Here is a 23,082-nt window from a genome sequence, read left to right as displayed (position 1 = left end):
CAGCTAGGGATCGTCGCCTTGGTGAGCCATTACCTCACCAACTAGCTAATCCCACTTGGGCTAATCTTATGGCGTGAGGCCCGAAGGTCCCCCACTTTGGTCCGTAGACATCATGCGGTATTAGCAGTCGTTTCCAACTGTTGTCCCCCACCATAAGGCATATTCCCAAGCATTACTCACCCGTCCGCCGCTCGTCAGCAGAGTAGCAAGCTACTCTCTGTTACCGCTCGACTTGCATGTGTTAGGCCTGCCGCCAGCGTTCAATCTGAGCCATGATCAAACTCTTCAATTAAAAGTTTTTTGAAACCGAAGTTTCGTGCTCAATGAATTCTGAATTTTGATTCTTTCGAATCGAATTGACTGTGCTGAAACAAGTAAACTTGTTTCCGTTGGTCACTCAGTTCAATTGAGACTCTAAATTTGTTTGCGTCATCTAGCGAATGTACGAGTGCCCACACAGATGATTGCTTTATATTGTTAAAGAACGTTTGAGATACTTTTGCGTCTCAAGGGCTGTGCATTCTACGCAAGCCGTTATTTTTGTCAACACTTAATTTTGATAAAAGTTTATTTTTTCAAAACTCAGTTTTACTTGACACCCTGAGTTGCTCTTGCCTCGCTAAGCGTTGCTGTCTGCCGTCTCAGTGGGGTCGCATTATAGGGATGCAGCGAATTAACGCAAGTACTTTTTTGAGAAAACTTTAAAAAAACTGCCTTTTGTATCCTTTTTAGTCTAAACACCACAAAAGAGAAACTTTATTAACGCTTCAGTAACTTTTTAACCGTATTTAAGGCCATAAAAGTACAATACTCTAAAAACAAAAAAGCCCAGCAATATAGCTGAGCCTTTAAATAGTTCGCGTTTTTAGGTGTTAAGCAATGCCGTATTGATCACGGTATGCTTTTACTGCAGCTAAATGCTCATCCATTGTGCCTTTAGCTTCTAAGTAACTAATTAAGTCAGCTAGTTTTACAATAGAGATAACTTTAGTGCCAAAGTCACGCTCGACTTCTTGAATAGCAGATAACTCAGCTTTACCTTTCTCTTGGCGGTCAAGTGCAATTAAAACACCACTTAAGTCTGCACCATTATCTGCAATGATTTCCATAGACTCACGAATAGCTGTGCCTGCAGTGATCACGTCATCAACTAACATGATCTTACCTTTAAGTTCAGAGCCTACTAATGTGCCACCTTCACCGTGTGCTTTTTTCTCTTTACGGTTAAAACAATAAGGTACATCTTTGTCGTGATGATCAGCTAAAGCAACCGCTGTAGTCGTTGCGATTGGAATACCTTTATAAGCAGGGCCGAATAATACATCGTAATCAATGCCCGCATCTTCAAGTGCTGCAGCGTAAAAGCGACCCAAGCGTGCAAGGTCACGACCGGTATTGAATAAACCAGCGTTGAAGAAATAAGGGCTAGTGCGGCCAGACTTTAAAGTAAACTCACCAAATTTAAGCACCTGCTTTTCAAGTGCGAATTCAATAAACTCTTTTTGATAATCTTTCATAACTAATAAACCTACTTCTTTATTAAGCTAATGCTTGCTTTTGAACGTCGATAATTTCACGAATTGAGTGCTTAGCTAATGTAAGTAGCTCATCAAGTTCGTCGAATGAGAAAGGTTCGCCTTCAGCTGTACCTTGAATTTCGATGATTTTGCCGGTTTCGGTCAAGATCACGTTCATATCTGTTTCGGCTTCAGAATCTTCTAGGTACTCAAGGTCACTAATTGGTTGACCTTTATATACACCAACTGAAATTGCCGCAATCATATGCTTAAGTGGGTTTGAATTAATCATACCTTTACTACGCATGTAAGTAAGCGCATCAACTAATGCAACGCACGCGCCACTGATTGATGCTGTACGTGTACCGCCATCAGCTTGAATAACATCACAATCGATAGTAATGGTGTTTTCACCTAACGCCTTTAAATCAACCGCAGCACGAAGTGCACGTGCGATTAAGCGTTGAATTTCCATAGTACGACCGCCCTGCTTACCGCGCGATGCTTCACGGCCATTACGAGTATGTGTTGAACGAGGTAACATACCGTATTCAGCCGTAACCCAACCTTTACCTTGGCCTTTCATAAAGCGTGGTACACCAGCTTCAACAGTTGCTGTACACAAAACTTTAGTATTTCCAAACTCTACTAATACTGAACCTTCAGCATGCATAGTGTAATTACGTGTGAATGTAACCGGTCTAATTTGGTTAGGTGTTCTTTCGCTTGGACGCATTAACGATCCCCTTAATTCTGAATTTGCCACATTATAAGTCGATGTGGTGCCAGATGCCATGTTCATTTACATAATTAACTGCATCAGAAAAGCACATTTCAGAAAATTTACGCTAGAGGTTAAAAGCTGATTCGGTATAATCAGTCAACTTTGTAAATTTAATAACACTAGGAAATCATCCATGATCCACAGCATGACAGCTTATGCGCGCCGCGAAATTAAAGGCGAATGGGGCACTGGCACTTGGGAAATTCGTTCAGTAAACCAACGTTACCTTGAAACTTTTATCCGCGCACCTGAGCAATTTCGTGGCATGGAACCAGTTATTCGTGAGCGTTTACGTAAACATTTACAACGCGGGAAGGTTGAAGTTTTCTTAAAGTTTGCTGCAAATCCAGCGCATGTTGGTGAGTTAACGATTAATGAATCACTCGCTGAGCAATTAATTAAAAGCGCACAATGGGTGCAAAACCAAAGCAATGGTGACATTAACCCTGTTGATATTTTACGTTGGCCTGGCGTTATGGAAGCCGAAGAGCTCGATATGGATAGTGTAAACACTGCGCTAATTGCAGGGTTTGACCAAGTAATTGAAGATTTTAAACAAGCTCGCGGCGATGAAGGCGCAAACTTACAAGAAATGATTGCAACTCGCCTTGATGCTATTTTAGAGCAAGTAACCATTGTTGAAGGCCACTTGCCAGAAATTGCTAAATGGCAGCGCGAAAAACTAAACCAAAAGCTAGAAGAACTAAAAACAGACATCGATGAGTCTCGCCTTGAGCAAGAACTTATTTATCTTGCGCAAAAACAAGATGTTGCTGAAGAACTTGACCGCTTAAAGTCGCATGTTAAAGAAACCAAAAAAATCTTAACTAAAGGCGGCGCATGTGGCCGACGCCTAGACTTTATGATGCAAGAGTTTAACCGTGAAGCAAACACATTAGCATCAAAGTCTATCAACAGTGATATCACAAACGCTGCTGTAGAACTAAAAGTGTTAATCGAGCAAATGCGCGAACAAATTCAAAACATCGAGTAAACGAGATTTATAGCATTTTTATAAGACCCAGCACCTGCTGGGTCTTTTGTTTTAAAAAGTCTAAAAGCAGGCAAACTTGAGCACTTTTAGCGAAATAAAGTACAATAGTTCAATTAAAGGCTTGGATTAGCGATAGTCCGAGCCTGTTTATTTTTTATTAGAGACAGATCATGGCGCAAACTCGCGGAAATTTATTTATCTTGTCAGCTCCATCAGGGGCTGGTAAATCAAGCTTAATTGGTGCTTTACTAAAGAAACACAGCGATATGAAAGTATCGGTTTCGCACACCACTCGCTCACCTCGTCCGGGTGAAGAAAACGGTGTGCACTATCACTTTGTTTCTGTGGATGAGTTCAAAGCGCTAATTGAGAAAAATGACTTTTTTGAATGGGCGCAAGTGTTCGATAACTACTATGGTACGTCTAAGCAAGCAATCGAAAGCCAACTTGCAGCAGGTATTGACGTATTTTTAGATATCGATTGGCAAGGTGCTCAGCAAATCCGCAAATTAGTTGATGATGTTGAGACTATCTTTATTCTTCCACCATCAAAAGAAGAACTTGAATCACGCTTAAATAACCGTGGTCAAGACTCTGCTGAGGTAATCGCAGGAAGAATGGCAAAAGCACAATCAGAAACATCACACTATAATGAGTATGATTATGTTGTTGTTAACGATGACTTTGATACTGCACTTACAGAAATCGAAACTATCGTTATGGCTAAACGTTTATCGTTAAAAAGCCAAACTGTGCGCCATCAGGCGTTATTAGAGAACTTACTTAAGTAATACTTTTTTAAGAATAAGATAAAAATTAACCACAAGCTATTGGCGAATTTAACTTGGTACAGTAAACTACGCCTTTGCTTAAGAATTTATTTGGAGTGCTAAGATGGCTCGCGTAACTGTTGAAGATGCAGTAGATGCAATTGGTAATCGTTTTGACTTAATTTTAGTTGCGGCTCGTCGTGCCCGCCAAATCGCGGTTGGTGGTAAAGATCCACTCGTTGATGCTGAAAATGACAAACCAACGGTTATTGCTTTACGTGAAATTGAGAAAGGGTTAGTAGATAGCTCTTCTATGGACTTAATTGATCGTGAAGAACAACAACATCAAGAAGCAGCAGAAATGGCTGCTGTGGCTGCTATCGTAGGTGGCAACCAGTAATCAAGCTCCCCGCTTTGATTTAGCTATACGGCTAGTATTTCTACACTAGCCGTTGGCAAGCCCCTCTTTTCATCGTATATTCTATTCATACCGTTACCGATTTACTTCATTTGCGCATTGGAGTGTGACTTTGTATCTATTCGAAGGCCTCAAAAAGAAAATATCCGAATACTTACCACCTGCTGATATTGAGCTGGTACAAAAAGCATACGTGGTCGCTCGCGAAGCCCACGAAGGCCAAACACGCTCAAGTGGCGAGCCTTATATCACCCACCCTGTCGAAGTGACACAAATACTTGCCGGCATGCACTTAGATCACGAAACGCTGATGGCTGCCCTGATGCATGACGTGATTGAAGACACCGACTTTAGCCAACAAGACTTAGCTGAAATTTTTGGCGACACCGTTGCCGAACTTGTTGAAGGGGTGAGTAAGCTAGATAAGCTCAGCTTTAAAGATAAAAAAGAATTCCAAGCCGAAAACTACCGCAAAATGATCATGGCGATGACTCAAGATATTCGCGTGATCTTAATTAAACTGGCTGACCGTACTCACAACATGCGTACCTTGGGCGCACTGCGTCCTGACAAACGCCGTCGTATTGCCCGTGAAACATTAGAGATTTATGCACCAATTGCGAACCGCCTTGGTATTCATGATATTAAAAATGAATTAGAAGATTTAGGCTTTCAAGCGTTATACCCGATGCGTCATCGCGCATTAAGATCAGAAGTAGTCAAAGCACGTGGTAACCGTAAAGAAGTTATCAGCAATATTAAGACTGAAATTGAAGCGCGTTTAGAAGAGTCTGGCATCGAAGCAACTATATCTGGCCGCGAAAAACACCTTTATAGCATTTACAAAAAAATGCTTAATAAAGAGCTGTCGTTTAACGAAGTGATGGATATCTACGCATTCCGTATCAATGTTGATAATATGGATACCTGTTATCGTGTATTAGGTGTTGCTCATAACCTTTACAAACCAATCGAAACACGTTTTAAAGATTATATTGCTGTACCAAAAACCAATGGTTATCAGTCGCTTCATACCTCATTAGTTGGCCCTCATGGTATTCCTGTTGAGATTCAAATTCGTACCCACGACATGGATCATATGGCAGATAAAGGGGTGGCTGCTCACTGGATGTATAAAAAAGCCGGTGATAGCGCAGGCCACACAGCACAGCAGCGTGCTCGCCAATGGATGCAAAGCTTACTGGAGCTTCAGCAAAGTGCGGGCTCATCATTTGAGTTTGTTGAAAACGTTAAAACAGAGCTATTCCCTGAAGAGATCTATGTTTTCACGCCAGATGGTCGTATCGTTGAACTACCTATGGGTGCAACAGCAGTCGACTTTGCTTATGCAGTTCACACTGATGTAGGTAATACCTGTGTAGGTGCACGCGTTAATCGTAAACCTCACCCACTAAGCAAGGCACTTGATACAGGGCAAACGGTCGAAGTCATTACCAGCTCTGGAGCACACCCTAATGCAACTTGGTTAAACTTTGTTGTAACAGGTAAAGCACGTTTAGGCATTCGCAATTACCTGAAGAGCCAACAGCATGAAGAAGCTATGCTGCTCGGTCGACGTTTACTAGACTCAGCACTTGGTGAAACCAAACTCGATGATATTCCAGATGAAAACATTCGCCGTGTACTTCAAGAGCATGAACTAAATACCGTACTTGAGCTATTAGTCGAAATAGGCTCAGGTAATCTAATGAGTGTGCTTATTGCAAAACGCTTGATGCAAGTTGATGCAGACGACCTAGACGACCTAGCACAAAAAGCAAAAGCGACCATCATCGGTACTGAAGGCATGTTAGTTAATTACTCTAAATGCTGCCGACCAGTCCCTGGCGATGCTATTACTGCTTATATTAGCCAAGGTAAAGGCCTTACTGTTCACCGCCAAGAATGTAAAAACATTCGAGGTTGGGAAAAAGAGCGCTCAAAATACTTAGTTGTAAAATGGGACGATAACCCAGAGAAAGAATATATTGCAGCCCTTCGTATTGAGATTATCAATCACCAAGGTGCACTGGCTAAATTAACCAATGTTGTTGCCTCAACCCAAGCCAACATTGTTGAAATAGCGACTGACGAAAAAGAAAGTAATTTATACATGATAGATTTAGGCATCACGGTTAAAAACCGCGTTCATGTTGCTAACATTATGCGCCGCATTCGCGTTATGCCTGATGTGCAAAGAGTCTATCGTAAAAAGTAACAAGGATAATCATGAACAAATCTTTTATTTCTACTGATAATGCGCCTGCAGCAATCGGTACTTACAGCCAAGCAGTTAAAGTAGGCACGGCTGTTTATTTATCAGGTCAAATCCCACTTGTACCAGAGACGATGGAAGTGATCTCTGAAGACTTTACTGAGCAAACTCACCAAGTATTCAAAAACCTAACAGCTGTTTGCCAAGCTGCGGGTGGTCAAATTCAAGACATGGTGAAAGTGAATATCTTTTTAACTGACCTATCTAACTTTGCGATTGTTAACGAAGTGATGAGCCAGTACTTTAAGCAACCATACCCTGCACGTGCCGCAATTGGCGTACGTGCGCTACCAAAAGGCGTGCAAGTTGAAATTGACGGTATCATGGAGCTACCTTCAACAAACTAATCAGCCCTGCCAGCAACGCAAAGTTGCTGGCACTTTTTTAGAAAAAGTTCTTACTTCCCTCACCCGAAATTCTTGACTCATTAGCAAATCTCTAGCACTCTGTTGTTATAACAAGTAAAACCTTTAGCTAATGTAGTAAAAAAGGATCTCCAGGTGTTTAAGCTCGCTCACAACGGCAACGTTTTATTAGATGTTCATGAAAACTCACCTCCTAGTGCTGCGTTTATTATCGAAGCATTAGAAAAGTCACCATTTTGCGAATGCAGAGTGGATCATGAAGCTATCAATAATTTCTTTAAAAGCGATTCAAATGAGCGCATGCTTGTTGTTGCCTCTAAACATGATGCGAGCCTAGTTGTTACCCTGAGTGATGACAAAATGCTGGCTACAGGCGAGCTGACTTTAGCTGAAGGCGGCAAAGTCATGACGCTTGACGATGCTAAAAAAGAGCTTATCAAAGCAGGTGTTGCCCGCGGTTATAAGCAAGCTTTCTTAGAAAAGTTATTACAACAACAGTTTGAGCTACCTGCAGGTGAAGTTGCTAAAGGAGTGCTCGCAAAAGGCCGTTTACCGATTGATGGCCAACCATCTAAGTTTGTACCACAGGTTGAGACCTTAAAAGACCGCTTAAAAACACCTAAGCTACGTGAAGACGGCACAGCCGATATGCGTGACTTTGGCAAGCTCGCCAGTGTCGAACCTGGTGTATTACTTATAAAACAAATTCCTGCTACTCCTGGCAAAGAAGGCTTTACTGTTACTGGTGATGTACTTCCTGCAAAACCGGGGGAAAACACCAAACTAGTCGCAGGTGAAGGCACCGAAATATCAAAAAACAACCCGCTTGAGCTAATTTCTGTGATCGCTGGTGTACCAGTGGATATTGCCAACGGTATGCGTGTCGATGATATTTTTACTATTGCCGATGTAAACGTAAAAAGTGGTCACGTAGATTTTGAAGGTAGCGTTATTGTGACTCATAACGTTGAACCAGGCATGCGTATTAATGCCAAAGGCGATATCACAGTTATGGGTACTGTGGAATCAGGCCATTTATCAGCGGCTGGCGATATCACTATAAAACAAGGTGTAATTGGTCACCAGCTCGAAGATAAAAAGCTGTCTTGTAATATTATCAGCCAAGGTGACATTCACTTATCACATGGTCAATACTGCTACCTTGAAGCCAATAATATTCTTATTGAACGTCAAGCCAGCCATTGTACGATGAAAGCCACTAAGCTATTGCAAATAGGCCAAGAAGATAACCCGCAAGGCAAGCTATTCGGCGGAGAGATCTTAGACGCACAAATGTTAATTGCCGGCGAAATTGGCAATGAATCAGGCGCTAAAATGGTTATTCACTTAGCTGCTTCGGGTGCTGATGTCACCGCGCAAACAGATCAGTGTTTAAAAGATTTAGCACAAACAGATGCGCAACTTGATACATTACAATCAGCTATCGAAAAAGCAGATCAAGTAAAAGACGCCGAAAAGAAAAAACAATTACTCGCAAAGATTGGTGCCACACAAATGCACTATTGTGAACAAGCTGAAATACTTGAGAAAAAGCTATCAAGCTTAGAGCATCACCTTCATGATTTGCTGGAAGATGCGCAATTGGTCGTTAATAAAAAACTGCATTCAGGGGTCGAAATTCATATTTTCGAAAAAGTTCTACTCACTAACCGCCAATACCCACCGTGTAAGGTAAAGCTTGAAGAAAACAAGGTTGAGGTAGAGTTTAAAACCAGTTAATAAAAAAGAGGCTTAAAGCCTCTTTTTACCAGGGTCATTACTCTTTAAAGAATTCCTTCCACTTGCTGTTTTAGCTGTTCAGGCCAAACACCTACTTGTACTTGCCCGATATGCTGTTTTTGTAACAGCAACATAGCGAGTCGTGATTGACCAATTCCGCCACCTATTGTTTGCGGAAACTTTTTCGCGAGTAGCTGTTTATGCCAATCAAACTCTAAACGAGCTTGGTCGCCTGTAATCGCTAATTGTGTAGCTAAAGCATCAGGGCTTACACGAATGCCCATTGAAGAGATTTCAAATGCATCTTCAAGCACAGGGTTCCAAACTAAAATATCACCGTTTAAGCCTGCAAATTTACTACAGGTTTGTGTTGACCAATCGTCATAATCTGGCGCTCGTACGTCATGAATTTTACCATCGGCAAGTGTGCCGCCTATACCAATTAAAAATACCGCACCGTATTCTTGTGCTACCGCTTTTTCACGCTGTTTCGCTGTAAAGTCAGGATACATCTGACGTAGCTGTTCACTGTGTACAAAAGTGATTTGCTCGGGCAAAAACGGCGTTAAATCAAACTCGCTTGCGACAAAGCGTTCGGTTGCTTTAATCGCCTGATAAAGTGATGTCACGGTTTCTTTTAGCTTGTCTAAGGTACGTTCAGTGCTCTCGCAAATCACTTTTTCCCAGTCCCATTGGTCAACATACACCGAGTGAATTGGGCTTAAAGATTCTTCATCAGGACGAAGCGCCTTCATGTGCGTATAGAGTCCTTCACCTACCGAAAAATCGTAATCAGCCAAGGTTTTGCGTTTCCACTTAGCTAATGAGTGGACTACTTCAAATTGGCTGCCCGGAATTGTTTTCACTGCTACCGATACAGCATTTTCAGTACCGCTTAAGTTATCTTGAATACCATCGCCTACTTTAGCCAAGATCGGCGCTTGTACTTCAACTAACCCTAATTGTTGTTCTAATTGGCTTGAAAAAAACTGTTTTACTTTACTAATTTGCTGCTGTTGCTGCAGGTAGTGTGAACTCATAATAATTGGCCTCATTCCCAGTTATTGTTACTTGCTTAATTAGAGAAACCCGCTGCTTGGCCCCTCCTGTTAAAACAATCCTCAACTAAACAAAGGTAACTTTCAATAACCCGCAATAAAAAGAACTTAACATTGAAATTTTCATAAAAATAATGCTATAAAATTTATTGATTCAATAATTAACACTAATAAATACCATGGAAAATTATCAAATCGATAATCTCGATAAAAACATCCTTAATGCTTTAATGGAAAATGCGCGAACAGCGTATGCAGAACTCGCTAAACGCTTTGCAGTAAGTGCCGGGACTATTCATGTACGGGTCGAAAAGATGAAACAAGCGGGAATTATTACAGGCACCCAAGTCAGTATTGATGCCAAACAGCTTGGTTACGATGTTTGCTGTTTTATTGGTATTAACCTCAACAATGCCCGTGATTACCCACAAACTTTACTGCATTTAAAAGAGCTAGAAGAAGTCGTAGAAGCCTATTACACCACAGGTAATTACAGTATATTTATCAAAGTGATGGCACGCTCAATTGATCATCTACAAGATGTGTTAATTAACAAAATACAAGCCATCGAAGCTATTCAATCAACAGAAACGCTGATCTCATTACAAAACCCTATTAGCCGTGCTGTTGTTCCCTAGGGTATAATCAGCGCCAATTAGAATCCGTCAACGAGCACACAACTATGGATACAACTCGCTTTGAGCGTGTTAAGCGCGTGTTAGACCGCCGCCAAACGGACCTAACGGTTTGTTTAGAAGAAGTGCATAAGCATCATAATTTATCAGCCATTGCCCGCACAGCTGACGCGACAGGCTGCCATCATGTTCATGCTGTATGGCCAGAGAATCAAAAATGGTTAACTAACAATACCTCAGGTGGTAGTAAAAACTGGCTAGAAACTCACTTGCATCGCAATATCGATGAAGCCGTTGCTATGATGCGTGCACAAAATCCGGAAGTACAAATTTTAGCAACTCACCTCAGCGACGATGCAGTCGACTTTCGTGAAATAGATTACACCAAACCGACGGCTGTTATTGTTGGCCAAGAACGTGATGGTATTTCACCGCGCGCACTCGCTCACGCTGATAAAAATATCATTATCCCAATGCAAGGAATGGTGCAATCTCTTAATGTATCTGTTGCAGCAGCACTTATTTTATTTGAAGCACAGCGCCAACGTGAAGAAGCCGGACTTTACAACCGCGATATGCTTGATGCGAAAATTAAGCACCGCATCTTGTTTGAAGGCTGCCACCCTATCATTGCTGAACAATGCCGTGAAAAAGAGCTACCGTACCCTGAGCTTGATGAAAATGGTGAAATTGTTGCTGATGAAACGTTCTGGAACATTTTAAAACACACGCAACCGCTTGAAGCCACTAACGAGTGCAAGTAAACTGAAAAACAGTCTACTAATTAATAATTTGAGTCACCTTTGAGTCATCCTAGCTTAGCGTTATACCCAATTACAGAATTAAAAGGCGTCGGCCCGAAAATGGCCGAGCGTCTTGCTAAGCTAAATATTCATACGGTGCAAGACATGCTGTTTCATTTGCCTCACCGCTATGAAGACCGTACCCGCATTCACCCAATTTGCGAACTCCAACCGCATAGCCATGTTAGTGTTGAAGCCACCATTGAAACCAGCCAAATTACCTTTGGAAAAAGACGCATGCTGGTTTGCCAAGTAAATGATGGAACGGGCCGATTGACGCTGAGGTTTTTTAACTTTAGCGCGGCTCAAAAAAATGCCTTAAGTACAGGTAAAATCATTCGTTGCTTTGGTGAGATCCGCCGTGGCAGAGTTGGCTTTGAAATAACACATCCGGAATACAGCTTATCGGATACCCCTTCTGAGCAACCAACTAATACCACGCTTACGCCGGTTTATCCTGTTACCGAAGGGCTAAAACAGTTATCTATTCGTGCACTAAGCGATCAAGCACTTGCACTACTAACTAAATACCCTGTCGAAGAGTTACTGCCAGAACAGTTTCAGCCAACCGGAATGCGTTTAGCCGATGCACTTATGACCTTACATCGCCCACAAAACGATGTTGATTTAACTGCCCTTGAACAAGGTATGCACCCTGCCCAGCAACGGCTAGTTTTTGAAGAGTTGCTTGCGCAAAACTTAAGCCTTTTAAAGCTGCGCCAAAAAGGGCAAACGGTAAAAGCGGTTGCTTTAAAGCCTCATAACCAACTTGAGCAACAGTTTTTAGCTAATTTAGCCTTTAGCCCAACTAACGCGCAAAGTCGTGTGGTGGCAGAAATCAAAGGTGACTTACAACACCCGTTTCCGATGATGCGCCTAGTACAAGGCGATGTTGGCTCAGGTAAAACACTCGTCGCAGCACTCAGTGCGCTCACCGCTATCAGCGAAGGCTACCAAGTCGCTTTAATGGCACCAACAGAGATTTTATCAGAGCAACATGGCATCAACTTTAGCCAATGGTTTAATCAACTCGGTGTTGAAGTCGCTTGGTTAGGTGGCAAAAGTAAAGGTAAAGAGCGCGCTGTTACTCTCGAAAAAATAGCCTCTGGGGAAGCGCAAATGATTGTTGGCACCCATGCGTTATTTCAAGAACAGGTTGAGTTTAACAATCTCGTTTTAATTATTATTGATGAGCAACACCGCTTTGGTGTTCATCAGCGCTTATCACTGCGTGAAAAAGGCCGCTTTGGTGACTGTTACCCGCATCAATTAGTGATGACAGCAACACCTATCCCGCGAACGCTAGCAATGACAGCCTACGCTGACTTAGAAACCTCAGTGATTGATGAGTTACCACCCGGTAGAACGCCTATCACAACGGTGGCGATTCCAGATGCACGCCGAGACGAAATCATTCAACGTGTGAGAACAGCGTGCACAGAGCAAGGTCGTCAAGTGTATTGGGTTTGCACTCTGATTGATGAATCTGAAGTACTGCAATGCCAAGCCGCCGAAGATAGCGCTGAGCAATTGAAAGCAGCATTGCCAGAATTAAACGTTGGCTTAGTGCATGGCCGGATGAAAGCCGCCGAAAAACAAGCTATTATGAGTGAGTTTAAAGCGGGCAATATTCATGTACTTGTTGCCACAACGGTGATTGAAGTAGGTGTTGATGTGCCAAATGCCAGCCTTATCATTATTGAAAACCCTGAGCGGTTAGGGCTTGCACAACTCCACCAGCTGCGCGGCCGTGTTGGTCGTGGGGCTACGGCATCACACTGTGTTTTACTCTATCACGCGCCATTATCAGCTACAGCGCAAAAACGCTTAGGTGTGCTGCGTGAAAGTAATGATGGCTTTGTTATTGCTGAGCGAGATCTCGAAATCCGTGGCCCTGGTGAAGTACTTGGTACCAAACAAACAGGCCTAGCCGAATTTAAAATCGCCGACTTAAACCGCGATAAACAAACACTCGACCATGTAAGACCCATTGCCTTCAAAATTTTGAACGACTATCCAGAGCTTACCGATAAATTGATTCAACGTTGGCTTGCTGGCAAATCAAACTACGCACAAGCTTAATCGCAAGTCTAACTAGGCTACAAATTCTCGGCTAGAACAAAAAAGCCCAGCTAATTAGCTGGGCTGACAAGTTAGGGAGTTATCCAAAGGTTGGATTAGAACTTGTATTCAATACCAACACCTAGGTAGTCTTGGTCAACTTGATTGTCTGTATCAAACGTTGAGTAGAAACCAAATACTTTGGTGTTTTTGCTAAGCTTGTGATCAACACCTGCAGAAATAGCTGTTTTCTTGTCGCCTTCGTCAAAGTCAATTACTTGGTACTGTACTTTGAAAGTGTTGCTATTCATTTGGTAAGCAGCATTTACTAAGTAACCATCAGCTTCTGCACTACCATCCACTTTTTCTTGTGTTTGGTACATAGCACCTAGTTTGAAGTCGCCTAGTTTACCTTGAACTGTTGCACGAACAATGTCGTAACCTTTTACTTCGCTATCAGCTGCAACTGATGCATAAAGTTTGCTTTCTTTAAGTTTAGCATCGCCGTAAGTTAACGCTACTGAGTAACCGTTATCAGCGTCTACATCATCTTCAGCTACATAAGTTGCTAATACTTTGAAGCCACTGAAGTCTTTAGAAGCATAAGAAATTGTGTCGCCTAAACGGTTTTCACCTTTAAATGCGTTCTTGATATCACCTTCAAGGTCATTGAATAAATCAACTTTACCTTGAGACTGCTTCATTGCTGTATCGTTACGACCGATAACAACTTGACCAAAGCTACCTTTAACACCTACGTATTGGTTACGTGCAGTGATGTTATCGTCATTGTCGCCTTTTGAATCAGCGTCTGATACGTCTACACCAAACTCAAATTTATAAACCGCTTCTAAGCCTTCAGAAATTTTTTCTGAACCTTTTAAGCCAAAACGTGAGTTATTGCTTTTAATTTCAGTGAAAGACCCTTCGCCATCATCTGATGATTGAACAGTCACGTTTGCTTTACCATATACATCTACATCAGCTAATGCAGAAAAAGATAAACCACCAAATAAAGCTAGGAATAAGCTAGACTTTGCAAATTTCATGTCGTTTCCTCAATAATCGCAACAAAAAACACATGTTGTGTTTCAATGCGCGCAGTGTGACAGCGAAAAATGACAGAAAGATGACAATTGAAACAAAAGCGTCAATTTAGCTTCATAAAATGTAATTATTTTTGAAATAAAAACGTAACCTGTTGTTACAGCATTAATTTTTTATGAAAGCTAAATTAAATTAATTTTAAGCTTTTATTTGTAGTTCAGTTAATAAGGTCACTAACTTCTCTAATAAAGGGGTTTGCTCATTATCTCTGTGATAAGCAACAAACACATCACGCGAAGTATGCGCAACATCTTCAACATGATAAAGCTCACCAGATTCAAGCTGCTCTTCAACTAATAACTGAGGAATAAACGCGCTACCGCCGCATTTCAAAATTAAATCAAGCGCAATACGACCTGTACTGGTTCTGAAATAAGGAGGAGCGTGACCGTTAAACTCACGAGCATGCCATAAAGAAAAGGTGGTACCCCAGTCGACATAAACATATTGGTTATCGAAAAAGTTTTCACTATTTGCAGTTTCAAAGGCGCTCACTGGAATAATGGGTAGCTCACAAATTCGCTGTACAACCAGTTCATCTACTTTAGGGGGATCGAACAACACAGCTAAATCTAGAGTACGTTCCAATAATAAGCGAGTACTCTCTTGTTGTGCTTTAACTTCAGCAACTAACGACACACCCGGCATAGCAGAAACAATATTAGTAATACCAAACTGTAAAAATGCATCCCAAATATTAGGTGTTCCCGCTAAGCTAATTTGCTTGTGCATATTATCTGCAAGTGCCACATCAACTTTTGCGCGCTGCATACCTGTAATGATCATTTGTGCGTGTGGCAGTAGTCGCTCACCTGGCGCCGTTAACTGTATGTTGTTTCGTTGACGAATAAATAAGTTAACACCTAAACCTTGCTCTAATTGTCGGATCCGAAAACTCACTGCAGACTGTGTAATATATAAATTTTCAGCTGCTTTACCGAAATGGCGCGTACGAACCACTTCAACAAAAGTCTTCAATAAATCGATATCCATTTTTTACCCTTACGATAAAAATAATTTGTTTAATAAAATCGACAACTTGATCCATACTCCAGCAAGAAATTAGGGCATGAGGATAAAGCCATGAGCAATGACATTTCATCACTTCGTCAGGCATTTGCAAGCCAACGTCAATTCTATGATGATCAAAATTTCCCACGCGGTTTTGGTCGTAGTGGTCACTTCACTTTGCTAGAAGCCGACATTCTCGAGCAGCATGGTGTTGTTCTAAAGGGTTTATACAACAAAACCCTAGAACCACAAAATGAATTTCAAACTCAATTTGTACAAGTTGTTACCGGTAACCTTGAAGCGACTAATCCGATTGAGCGCGCTTGGATCAAATACCTTAAGCAAACAACCTGTAAAACCAAGTTTCACACATTATTTGGGCGCTCTCGCATTGCGACCTCAACACCACAAAGTGTTGAATATTATTCTGAGTCAGACAGCCTATAACAATTTGCTTTTTTACCCTTTTAGGGTTAAAACTTGTAATAACTTTTGTTTCGCCAATAAGTTATTACAAGGCAAGCTGTGACTCGAAGAATATTAATAATTGAAGATACGCCAACCATTGCGCGGGTGCAAAAGCACATCGCGCAAAAAGTTGGCTATGAAGCGGACATAGCCGGTAGCTTAGCTGAGGCAAAAGAGCTTATTAGCAAGCACAATTACTTTTGTGCCGTAGTAGATTTTATTCTGCCTGATGCGCCAACCGGTGAAGCAGTTCCTTGCACCATCGAAGCCGACATTCCTACCATTGTAATGACAGGTAATCTTGACGAAACAACACGTAATATCGTTGAAAAACACCCCATCATTGATTACATCACCAAAGAAAATAAACAAGCCTATCAATATCTAGAAAAACAACTGGCTCGCTTGCCTCGTAATGAGCAAATATTAGTACTAGTAGTCGATGATTCAGCAGCAACGCGCCACCATATTTGCAACTTATTAACCCGTCATAAATACCAAACACTCGAAGCTGTTGATGGTGTTGATGCTTTAAAAGTACTGGCTGAAAACCCAAAAATATCGGTGATCATTACCGATAACGAAATGCCGAATATGAATGGGGATGAGCTCTGTGTTGAAATTCGCCGTTTATACTCCAACGATGAAAAGGCCATAATCGGCATTTCTGCACTCGATACTCTGCACCTTTCGACGCGCTTTTTGAAATCTGGCGCAGACGATTACCTTCGCAAGCCATTTAACAATGAAGAGTTTTATTGTCGACTTAGCCAAAACGTCGACATGCTTGAAAACATTAAAACGATTCGTTTACAAGCAAACACTGATTACCTCACAAAACTCCCTAATCGCCGCTATTTCTTTGGTGAAGCAAACAGCCATCTGAAAGCTGCAAAAGTGTCAGATACCTCAGTCTCTTTAGCCATGATTGATATTGACCACTTTAAGTCAATTAACGATAACTACGGTCATGATGCCGGCGATGACGTATTAAAGGGCCTATCGCAATGTATGGCAAAGTATTTTGAAGATAACTTAGTAGGCCGCTTTGGTGGTGAAGAGTTTGCAGTCTATTTTGCTGATCAAGACCCACAAGAATCGTTGCAACGTTTAGAGAAATTCCGCTTGTTTGTTGAAAAGCACAGCCCTGAGTTCAGTAAAGACCGAATCAAGTTTACGCTGTCGATTGGTTTTCATAATGGGCCTGTTTATAGTTTGGATGAACTAATAAAACAGGCCGATTTAAAGCTTTATCAAGCTAAAGACACTGGCCGCAACAAGCTAGTAAGCTAAGCCTACACAGGCTTAGTCACAGCCTCTAATTGCGCTTTGCGTTGCTTACGGCTCTGACGATACGAATCCCAGCTAAATAATGCCAAAGCGCTCCAAATACATGCAAATGTCACCACACGCTCAGCATCAAATACCTCACCGTAAAATGCCACGGCAAGCATAAACATTAAGCTTGGGCCAATGTACTGAAAAAAGCCAAGTGTACTGTATTGCAGACGCTTTGCTGCACCAGTAAAACATAACAGCGGTAAGGTTGTCACCACACCAGCACTAATGAGTAACACGTTAATGTGCCAATCATTCGCAGTTAAATCAGAGCTTGCTGATGGCGCCATCAACCACCAGTAAATAAGTGCAAGTGGCAATAATATAAGTGCTTCGAGCAATAACCCTGGCAATGATTCGATTGGTAACTTTTTACGTAATAGACCATAAATAGCAAACGATCCTGCTAATGAGAAAGCAACCACAGGGAATGAACCAAAACTTACAAGCTGTAGCAACACACCACAAAGCGCTAGACCTACCGCAACGCCTTGCCACTTGCGTAATCGCTCACCTAAAAACAACATACCAAGCAACACGTTTAGTAGTGGGTTGATGTAATAACCTAAACTGGCATCGAGCATGTGATTATTGTTCACTGCCCAAATAAATAACCCCCAGTTAAAGCCAAGTAAACTTGCTGTTATTACCAACATCAAAAGTAATTTAGGTTGTCCAAGCACCACACGAATACGCTGCCATTGATGACGAGCTGCAATAATAAGAAGTAAAAATAACACCGACCAAATAACACGGTGCATTAAGATTTCAAACGCAGAAATTTGCTGTAAAAACTTAAAGTAAATGGGCGCAAGACCCCACATAAAAAAGGCTAAACAAGCGAAAATAACGCCTTTTCGCTGCTCAATGTTGGTAGGCATAAGTTTGGCTTTATAGTTTAAAAACGCTATTTTACGCCCCCTCTGCAGTGACGCAACCAAAACGCGCTAAATAAAGCCATGTATTTACTTCTTAAAAGTGACTGCCAGCCTTGATATTAAGCACCTGTGAAACGCTGAATTCTGCATCTTGAGGTCGTTTGGGTATATTTCTACAGACATCGCCATAAAAAACCACTAAAATGCTCGGCGATGAATACCAATACCGCAACGTCCAACACACCCGTTCGATCACCACAAGCCGTACTCAAACAAGTGTTTGGTTACAAGGACTTTCGTGATGGCCAAGAAGCGATTATAGCCGCAGCGCTAGACGGACAAGACTCGCTTGTACTCCTACCAACGGGTGGAGGCAAATCATTATGCTATCAAGTACCCGCTTTAATCCTTGATGGTGTGACTGTGGTTATCTCGCCGCTTATTTCCTTGATGCAAGACCAAGTTGCCCAACTAAGAGCACTCGGCGTGCAAGCGGCCTACATCAATAACAGCCTGCCTTTTGAAGAGCAACAAGCTGTCTATCAGCAATTGCACTATGGGCAAATTAAGCTGTTATATGTTGCACCAGAAAAAGTACTGCAACACGAATTTTTAGAGCGCTTGAGTCATCTAAAACTCGCACTTTTTGCAATTGATGAAGCTCACTGTGTGTCGCATTGGGGTCATGACTTTAGGCCGCATTACTGTCGGCTCAACGAGTTAAAGCAACGCTTTATGCATGTGCCCATGATGGCGCTTACAGCAACGGCAGATAAAGCAACTCGTTACGATATTATTGAACAGCTTCAGCTTAACCACCCTTACGTGCACACTGGTAGCTTCGATAGACCTAACATTCGTTACACCATAGAAGAAAAATTTAAACCTATGGTACAGCTGCTTCGATATTTAAAAGAGCAGCAAAACCAGAGTGGCATTATTTACTGCACCAGCCGCAAACGGGTTGATGATGTAGCCGAAAAACTTGCTGACGCAGGATTTAATGCCGCGGCCTACCATGCAGGAATGAGTAACGAGCAACGCCAATTTGTGCAATCTGGCTTTGCCCGTGACGATATTCAAATTGTGGTTGCGACTGTTGCCTTTGGCATGGGGATAAATAAACCAAACGTACGTTTTGTGGTGCATTACGATATTCCAAAAAGCATCGAGGCTTACTACCAAGAAACCGGTCGTGCAGGTCGTGATGGCCTGGCTGCAGAAGCGATTATGTATTTTGATCCGGCAGACATAGGCCGCGTACGCCGCTTTTTTGAAGATATTGAAGACGAGCAACGTCGTCGTGTTGAAGAGCAGCGCTTTAATGCCATGGCAAGCTTCGCCGAAGCACAAACATGCCGCAGACAAATCTTGCTCAATTATTTTAGTGAATATAAACGCGAAACCTGTGGTAACTGTGATATTTGCTTAAACCCACCTACTAGCTTTGATGGCACCCTTGTCGCGCAACAAGCCTTATCGTGTGTGTATCGTGCTGAGCAACGTTTTGGTATTGGCTATATCGTTGAGTTACTTCGCGGTGCAAACACTAGCCGCATTCGAGATAACAATCACCACCAATTAAGCACCTATGGCATCGGTAAAGAGCACAGTGTGGAGTTTTGGCTAAGTATTTTAAGGCAGCTTATCCATCAAGGGTTATTAAGCCAAGATATTACCCAAGGTTCGTCATTACGCTTAACCGAAGCCGCCCGTGCAGTTCTTAAAAGTGAATATGCACTGCAACTTGCTGAACCTCGCTTACAAGCTAAGCACGTTTACCAAGATAAACTCGCTCAGTTTAATTACGATAAAAAGCTATTTGCGAAATTACGCGCTTTACGTAAAGAGTTGGCAGATGCCGATGATGTTCCACCTTATGTGGTATTCAATGATAAAACCCTCGCTGAAATGGCGCAGTTAATGCCAACCAACGACAGTGAGTTTTTGAAGGTGTCAGGTGTTGGTTTCACTAAACTCAACAAGTACGGCGCACCGTTTTTAAATACTATTCGCGACTATCTTGCCACCAATTAGGACTGCTATGACTGAACTAACCTATGATGCCGAGCATGAGATTATTCTTGTAACGTCGAGTGAGCTTCCAAACGATGAAGACTTTGAGCTTTGGGCAACCCTTTTCTTACACGCGCCAGCTATAACAACTGCCGACTTTGATGCCGGTGCTGATCGTCACCAATTACGCTTTCACTTTACAGATCATAGTTTTAATCTAAACTTTGAACATTACAGTGAAAGTATTTGGATCAATGCTGAGGGCATAGAAGCCAGTGCTGCATTACCACAACTTCATCAGTATTTAGTAGCGCAATTACAATAATAAGCTAGACATTTTCCCACGCTTAGTATGTAGTAGTTGCACAGGAGATACTCAACTAAGGGTGTAAATGGGATTTAAGCAGTCGCACTTTGTTGCTAGGTTAATAACACTATTACCAATCTGCATAGCAGCCAATGTTCATGCAGAGCAGTTATTTACTGACGATAATAATTATTGTCAAAACCAACGTACGCTTAAATCACAAGATAATAACTTACGCCGCCAGCTCGATGCCGATAATCCACTACCCGATGCCGCTAATAACCGTAAAATAGTCTCTATTGAACTTGAACAGCTGAACGTATTTAACACTGAGCTTGAAGAAGAAAATAACTTTTTATTTCGCTTTGCCAATCGCGCTCACATGACTACAGAGCCAGAGGTAATACACAGCGTTTTATTGTTTCAAGAAGGTGATGTTTACAATCCACGTAAACTGCTAGAGTCAGAGCGATTACTGCGTAAACAAGGCTACTTATACGATGCGCGTATCAACGCAAAGCTCGATTGTGATGGCAACGTACATGTAAAAGTAATTACGCGCGATCTGTGGACCTTATTACCTGAAATAAGCTTTAGCCGCAGTGGTGGTAAGAATGAGTCGAGCATTGGCTTTCGCGAATCTAACTTTTTAGGCTGGGGTAAGCGAGTGTCATTTAGTCGCACCCGTGATGCTGACCGTACTGGTTACCTGTTTGTGTATGATGATCCGCATATATTCTCTAGCCGTTATCAAGGCCGCTTAGAATATTCAGATAACGATGACGGTAAACGTCATTACCTCGATGTAAGCTATCCTTTTTTCTCGATTGATACGCCCTACAGCTACGGTGTTACAAGTTACTCAGATCAGCGCCGAGAATCACTTTATTACCGCGGCGATATAGTTAGCGAATTTGAGCAAAAAACCTTATTAAACCGCGCTTACTTTGGTCATTCATCACAACTTGGTAACAGTTGGACCCAGCGTATTAAGCTTGGCATCGAAAACCGAGAAGAAACCTTTAAAGAAACGCCATTTACGCGCTTTCCTATCGCTGAAGATAGAACGCTGAGTTACCCTTACGTTAGTGGCCAATGGTTTGAAGATCACTACGTTAAGGTTAGAAACTTCGATAGCATCTATCGTACTGAAGATTTAAACCTCGGTTGGAATATCCACGCCTTACTCGGTTATTCGAGTGATGATTTTAGCGACGATGCCAGCCGTACTATTTATTCGTTATCTTTATCAAAAGCACATTACTCTGGGGACAACCAGTTATGGCGCTTTAAAGCAGACCTTGATGGCTACTGGAATGAAGAAACCGATGACGTTGAAAACCTGTTTGCCAGCACGCAGCTACAGTATTATCTCAATACCACACTAAGACAAAGCTGGTACGCCAAAGTACGCTTACAATATGCTGAAAACCTCACTGCTGATAAACAACTTACTATTGGTGGTGAAAATGGCCTACGTGGTTACCCGCTTGACTACCAAGTAGGCGACCGCAGCTTTTTAGTGACTCTAGAAAAACGCTACTACTGGGAATATGACTTACTGCAATTGTTTAAAGTCGGTGGTGCCGCATTTTATGATATTGGTAGAGCCTGGTATAACGACAAAGATAATGGTGCCAATGGTAACGTGCTACAAAATGTGGGTGTGGGCCTGCGTTTAGCGCCAAGCCGTGCCAATGCAGGTACGGTTATCCACCTAGATATTGCCGCCCCCATTAACAAACAAGATGACGATATTGACTCAGTGCAATGGCTAGTAACGGTTAAAAATACCTTTTAAAGTAGTGGTATTGTTAAGCTAAAAAGCTAAAATCAAAACGTAAAATATTAACTTAGGAACCCTTTTGGACTTCGTCGAATTCTTTAACGAGCAATATCATTTAATCGTGACTGTTATCGCGGTTTTGCTCTATCCGCTACTGCGTAAAACCACCAAAAAGCTGCTGTTAAAAGCAATTAAAGGCAAGGCTGATCCGCATCGCGAATACCGTGCTGAGCTGTTGCTCAATATCATTCTTGCCATTGTTATGCTGTGCTTAGTGTTAGTTTTTTGGGGTATAGAGCTACGGGGCTTATTAGTACTTGGCTCATCAATTTTTGCCATGCTAGGTGTCGCGCTTTTTGCCGCCTGGTCTTTACTAAGTAACCTAACAGCTTTCTTGTTGATGTTTATTCAAAACGACTGCCGTGTTGGCTTTTGGGTAAGAGTAATTGACGGTGCAAACTTCTTAGAAGGCCGCATTATCGAAATGGGCTTAATGAATGTTGTACTCGAGCATGTTGATGGTCACAAAGTGATTTACCCAAACAACATCTTTGTCACCCGCCCTGTAATGGTGTTAAAGAACCCGCCAACAGCGACTAAAGCGCCAACCATAAAACGTATTTTAGGCCCAAAAAAGTAACGGCTTAAAGTTAACGAGATGCTTGCTAAAAAGGTGTTCTTTTTCTGCTTCCATAGGCGATTAATATAAAACTAAATAAAATGACTAAAGGGTGAAATAACACGATATGAG

21 protein-coding genes and 1 rRNA gene (1 of these 22 cut by a window edge) are annotated in these 23,082 nt (G+C 42.0%); 15 read left to right on the top strand and 7 right to left on the bottom strand.

Features of this window, described 5'->3' with window-relative positions; genetic code table 11:
* The 3 genes from AN213_RS04405 to rph all read right to left on the bottom strand — a co-directional run.
* Window positions 1–292, bottom strand: a 16S ribosomal RNA gene (locus AN213_RS04405) (it extends 1,249 nt beyond the left edge of the window).
* Window positions 293–872: 580 nt separating this feature from the next.
* On the bottom strand, window positions 873–1,517 hold the full coding sequence (pyrE, locus tag AN213_RS04400) for an orotate phosphoribosyltransferase (RefSeq protein WP_054554229.1): 645 nt from the start codon (window positions 1,515–1,517) through the stop codon (window positions 873–875).
* A 22-nt stretch (window positions 1,518–1,539) separates the two neighbouring features.
* The gene (gene rph, locus AN213_RS04395; protein WP_054554228.1) at window positions 1,540–2,253 is read right to left on the bottom strand and encodes a ribonuclease PH; all 714 of its coding nucleotides are present in this window, start codon (window positions 2,251–2,253) and stop codon (window positions 1,540–1,542) included.
* Window positions 2,254–2,434: 181 nt separating this feature from the next.
* Between rph and AN213_RS04390 the strand changes: the two genes are divergently transcribed.
* The 6 genes from AN213_RS04390 (at window position 2,435) to AN213_RS04365 (ending at window position 8,863) form a co-directional block, all read left to right on the top strand.
* Window positions 2,435–3,295 carry a YicC/YloC family endoribonuclease gene (locus AN213_RS04390; RefSeq protein WP_054563424.1) on the top strand — a complete coding sequence of 287 codons (861 nt, stop codon included), beginning with the start codon at window positions 2,435–2,437 and terminating at the stop codon, window positions 3,293–3,295.
* A gap of 170 nt (window positions 3,296–3,465) precedes the next feature.
* Window positions 3,466–4,086, top strand: coding sequence for a guanylate kinase (gene gmk, locus AN213_RS04385; protein ID WP_054563423.1), 621 nt, complete (start codon window positions 3,466–3,468; stop codon window positions 4,084–4,086).
* Between the two features lie 103 nt (window positions 4,087–4,189).
* On the top strand, window positions 4,190–4,465 hold the full coding sequence (gene rpoZ, locus AN213_RS04380; protein ID WP_054554225.1) for a DNA-directed RNA polymerase subunit omega: 276 nt from the start codon (window positions 4,190–4,192) through the stop codon (window positions 4,463–4,465).
* Window positions 4,466–4,595: 130 nt separating this feature from the next.
* Window positions 4,596–6,701, top strand: coding sequence for a bifunctional GTP diphosphokinase/guanosine-3',5'-bis pyrophosphate 3'-pyrophosphohydrolase (gene spoT, locus AN213_RS04375; RefSeq protein ID WP_054563422.1), 2,106 nt, complete (start codon window positions 4,596–4,598; stop codon window positions 6,699–6,701).
* A gap of 11 nt (window positions 6,702–6,712) precedes the next feature.
* Window positions 6,713–7,105, top strand: a complete 393-nt coding sequence (locus tag AN213_RS04370) for a RidA family protein (protein WP_054554223.1) — start codon at window positions 6,713–6,715, stop codon at window positions 7,103–7,105.
* 153 nt (window positions 7,106–7,258) lie between these two features.
* Window positions 7,259–8,863 carry a DUF342 domain-containing protein gene (locus tag AN213_RS04365; RefSeq protein WP_054563420.1) on the top strand — a complete coding sequence of 535 codons (1,605 nt, stop codon included), beginning with the start codon at window positions 7,259–7,261 and terminating at the stop codon, window positions 8,861–8,863.
* Between the two features lie 44 nt (window positions 8,864–8,907).
* On the opposite strand, the gene asnA is transcribed toward AN213_RS04365, so the two are convergent.
* A complete protein-coding gene (gene asnA / locus AN213_RS04360; RefSeq protein WP_054563419.1) occupies window positions 8,908–9,903 on the bottom strand; it encodes an aspartate--ammonia ligase in 996 nt (331 codons plus the stop codon).
* Between the two features lie 197 nt (window positions 9,904–10,100).
* On the opposite strand from asnA, the gene asnC reads away from it, so the two are divergent.
* The 3 genes from asnC to recG are packed head-to-tail and all read left to right on the top strand — an operon-like array spanning window position 10,101 to window position 13,441.
* The gene (gene asnC, locus AN213_RS04355) at window positions 10,101–10,559 is read left to right on the top strand and encodes a transcriptional regulator AsnC (RefSeq protein WP_054554220.1); all 459 of its coding nucleotides are present in this window, start codon (window positions 10,101–10,103) and stop codon (window positions 10,557–10,559) included.
* A 44-nt stretch (window positions 10,560–10,603) separates the two neighbouring features.
* On the top strand, window positions 10,604–11,320 hold the full coding sequence (trmH, locus tag AN213_RS04350) for a tRNA (guanosine(18)-2'-O)-methyltransferase TrmH (protein WP_055197629.1): 717 nt from the start codon (window positions 10,604–10,606) through the stop codon (window positions 11,318–11,320).
* A 39-nt stretch (window positions 11,321–11,359) separates the two neighbouring features.
* A complete protein-coding gene (gene recG, locus AN213_RS04345) occupies window positions 11,360–13,441 on the top strand; it encodes an ATP-dependent DNA helicase RecG (RefSeq protein ID WP_055197628.1) in 2,082 nt (693 codons plus the stop codon).
* 95 nt (window positions 13,442–13,536) lie between these two features.
* Here the strand turns inward: recG and AN213_RS04340 are convergent, their stop codons facing one another.
* Together AN213_RS04340 and AN213_RS04335 are read right to left on the bottom strand one after the other, a co-directional pair.
* Window positions 13,537–14,469: a porin gene (locus tag AN213_RS04340; RefSeq protein ID WP_054563416.1), complete on the bottom strand. Its 933-nt coding sequence runs from the start codon at window positions 14,467–14,469 to the stop codon at window positions 13,537–13,539.
* A gap of 196 nt (window positions 14,470–14,665) precedes the next feature.
* Window positions 14,666–15,520: a LysR family transcriptional regulator gene (locus AN213_RS04335; RefSeq protein WP_054563415.1), complete on the bottom strand. Its 855-nt coding sequence runs from the start codon at window positions 15,518–15,520 to the stop codon at window positions 14,666–14,668.
* A gap of 90 nt (window positions 15,521–15,610) precedes the next feature.
* Between AN213_RS04335 and AN213_RS04330 the strand changes: the two genes are divergently transcribed.
* Window positions 15,611–15,985 carry a DUF413 domain-containing protein gene (locus AN213_RS04330; RefSeq protein WP_054563414.1) on the top strand — a complete coding sequence of 125 codons (375 nt, stop codon included), beginning with the start codon at window positions 15,611–15,613 and terminating at the stop codon, window positions 15,983–15,985.
* A gap of 78 nt (window positions 15,986–16,063) precedes the next feature.
* Window positions 16,064–17,299 carry a diguanylate cyclase gene (locus AN213_RS04325; RefSeq protein WP_055197625.1) on the top strand — a complete coding sequence of 412 codons (1,236 nt, stop codon included), beginning with the start codon at window positions 16,064–16,066 and terminating at the stop codon, window positions 17,297–17,299.
* Window positions 17,300–17,301: 2 nt separating this feature from the next.
* On the opposite strand, the gene rarD is transcribed toward AN213_RS04325, so the two are convergent.
* Window positions 17,302–18,225: an EamA family transporter RarD gene (rarD, locus tag AN213_RS04320; RefSeq protein WP_055197623.1), complete on the bottom strand. Its 924-nt coding sequence runs from the start codon at window positions 18,223–18,225 to the stop codon at window positions 17,302–17,304.
* Between the two features lie 210 nt (window positions 18,226–18,435).
* Here rarD and recQ point away from each other — a divergent pair, with 210 nt between their 5' ends.
* The 4 genes from recQ (at window position 18,436) to AN213_RS04300 (ending at window position 22,971) form a co-directional block, all read left to right on the top strand.
* Complete coding sequence (gene recQ / locus AN213_RS04315) at window positions 18,436–20,259, top strand: DNA helicase RecQ (protein ID WP_054563411.1); 1,824 nt, start codon at window positions 18,436–18,438, stop codon at window positions 20,257–20,259.
* A 7-nt stretch (window positions 20,260–20,266) separates the two neighbouring features.
* Window positions 20,267–20,563: a DUF3630 family protein gene (locus AN213_RS04310; protein ID WP_054563410.1), complete on the top strand. Its 297-nt coding sequence runs from the start codon at window positions 20,267–20,269 to the stop codon at window positions 20,561–20,563.
* Window positions 20,564–20,630: 67 nt separating this feature from the next.
* Window positions 20,631–22,346, top strand: coding sequence for a BamA/TamA family outer membrane protein (locus AN213_RS04305; protein ID WP_095209704.1), 1,716 nt, complete (start codon window positions 20,631–20,633; stop codon window positions 22,344–22,346).
* A gap of 64 nt (window positions 22,347–22,410) precedes the next feature.
* Window positions 22,411–22,971, top strand: coding sequence for a mechanosensitive ion channel domain-containing protein (locus AN213_RS04300; protein ID WP_095209703.1), 561 nt, complete (start codon window positions 22,411–22,413; stop codon window positions 22,969–22,971).
* Window positions 22,972–23,082: the final 111 nt, after the last annotated feature.

The organism is Pseudoalteromonas sp. P1-8, from assembly GCF_001399985.1.
Lineage (GTDB): Bacteria > Pseudomonadota > Gammaproteobacteria > Enterobacterales > Alteromonadaceae > Pseudoalteromonas.
This window is presented reverse-complemented; position numbering and strand designations above follow the sequence as displayed.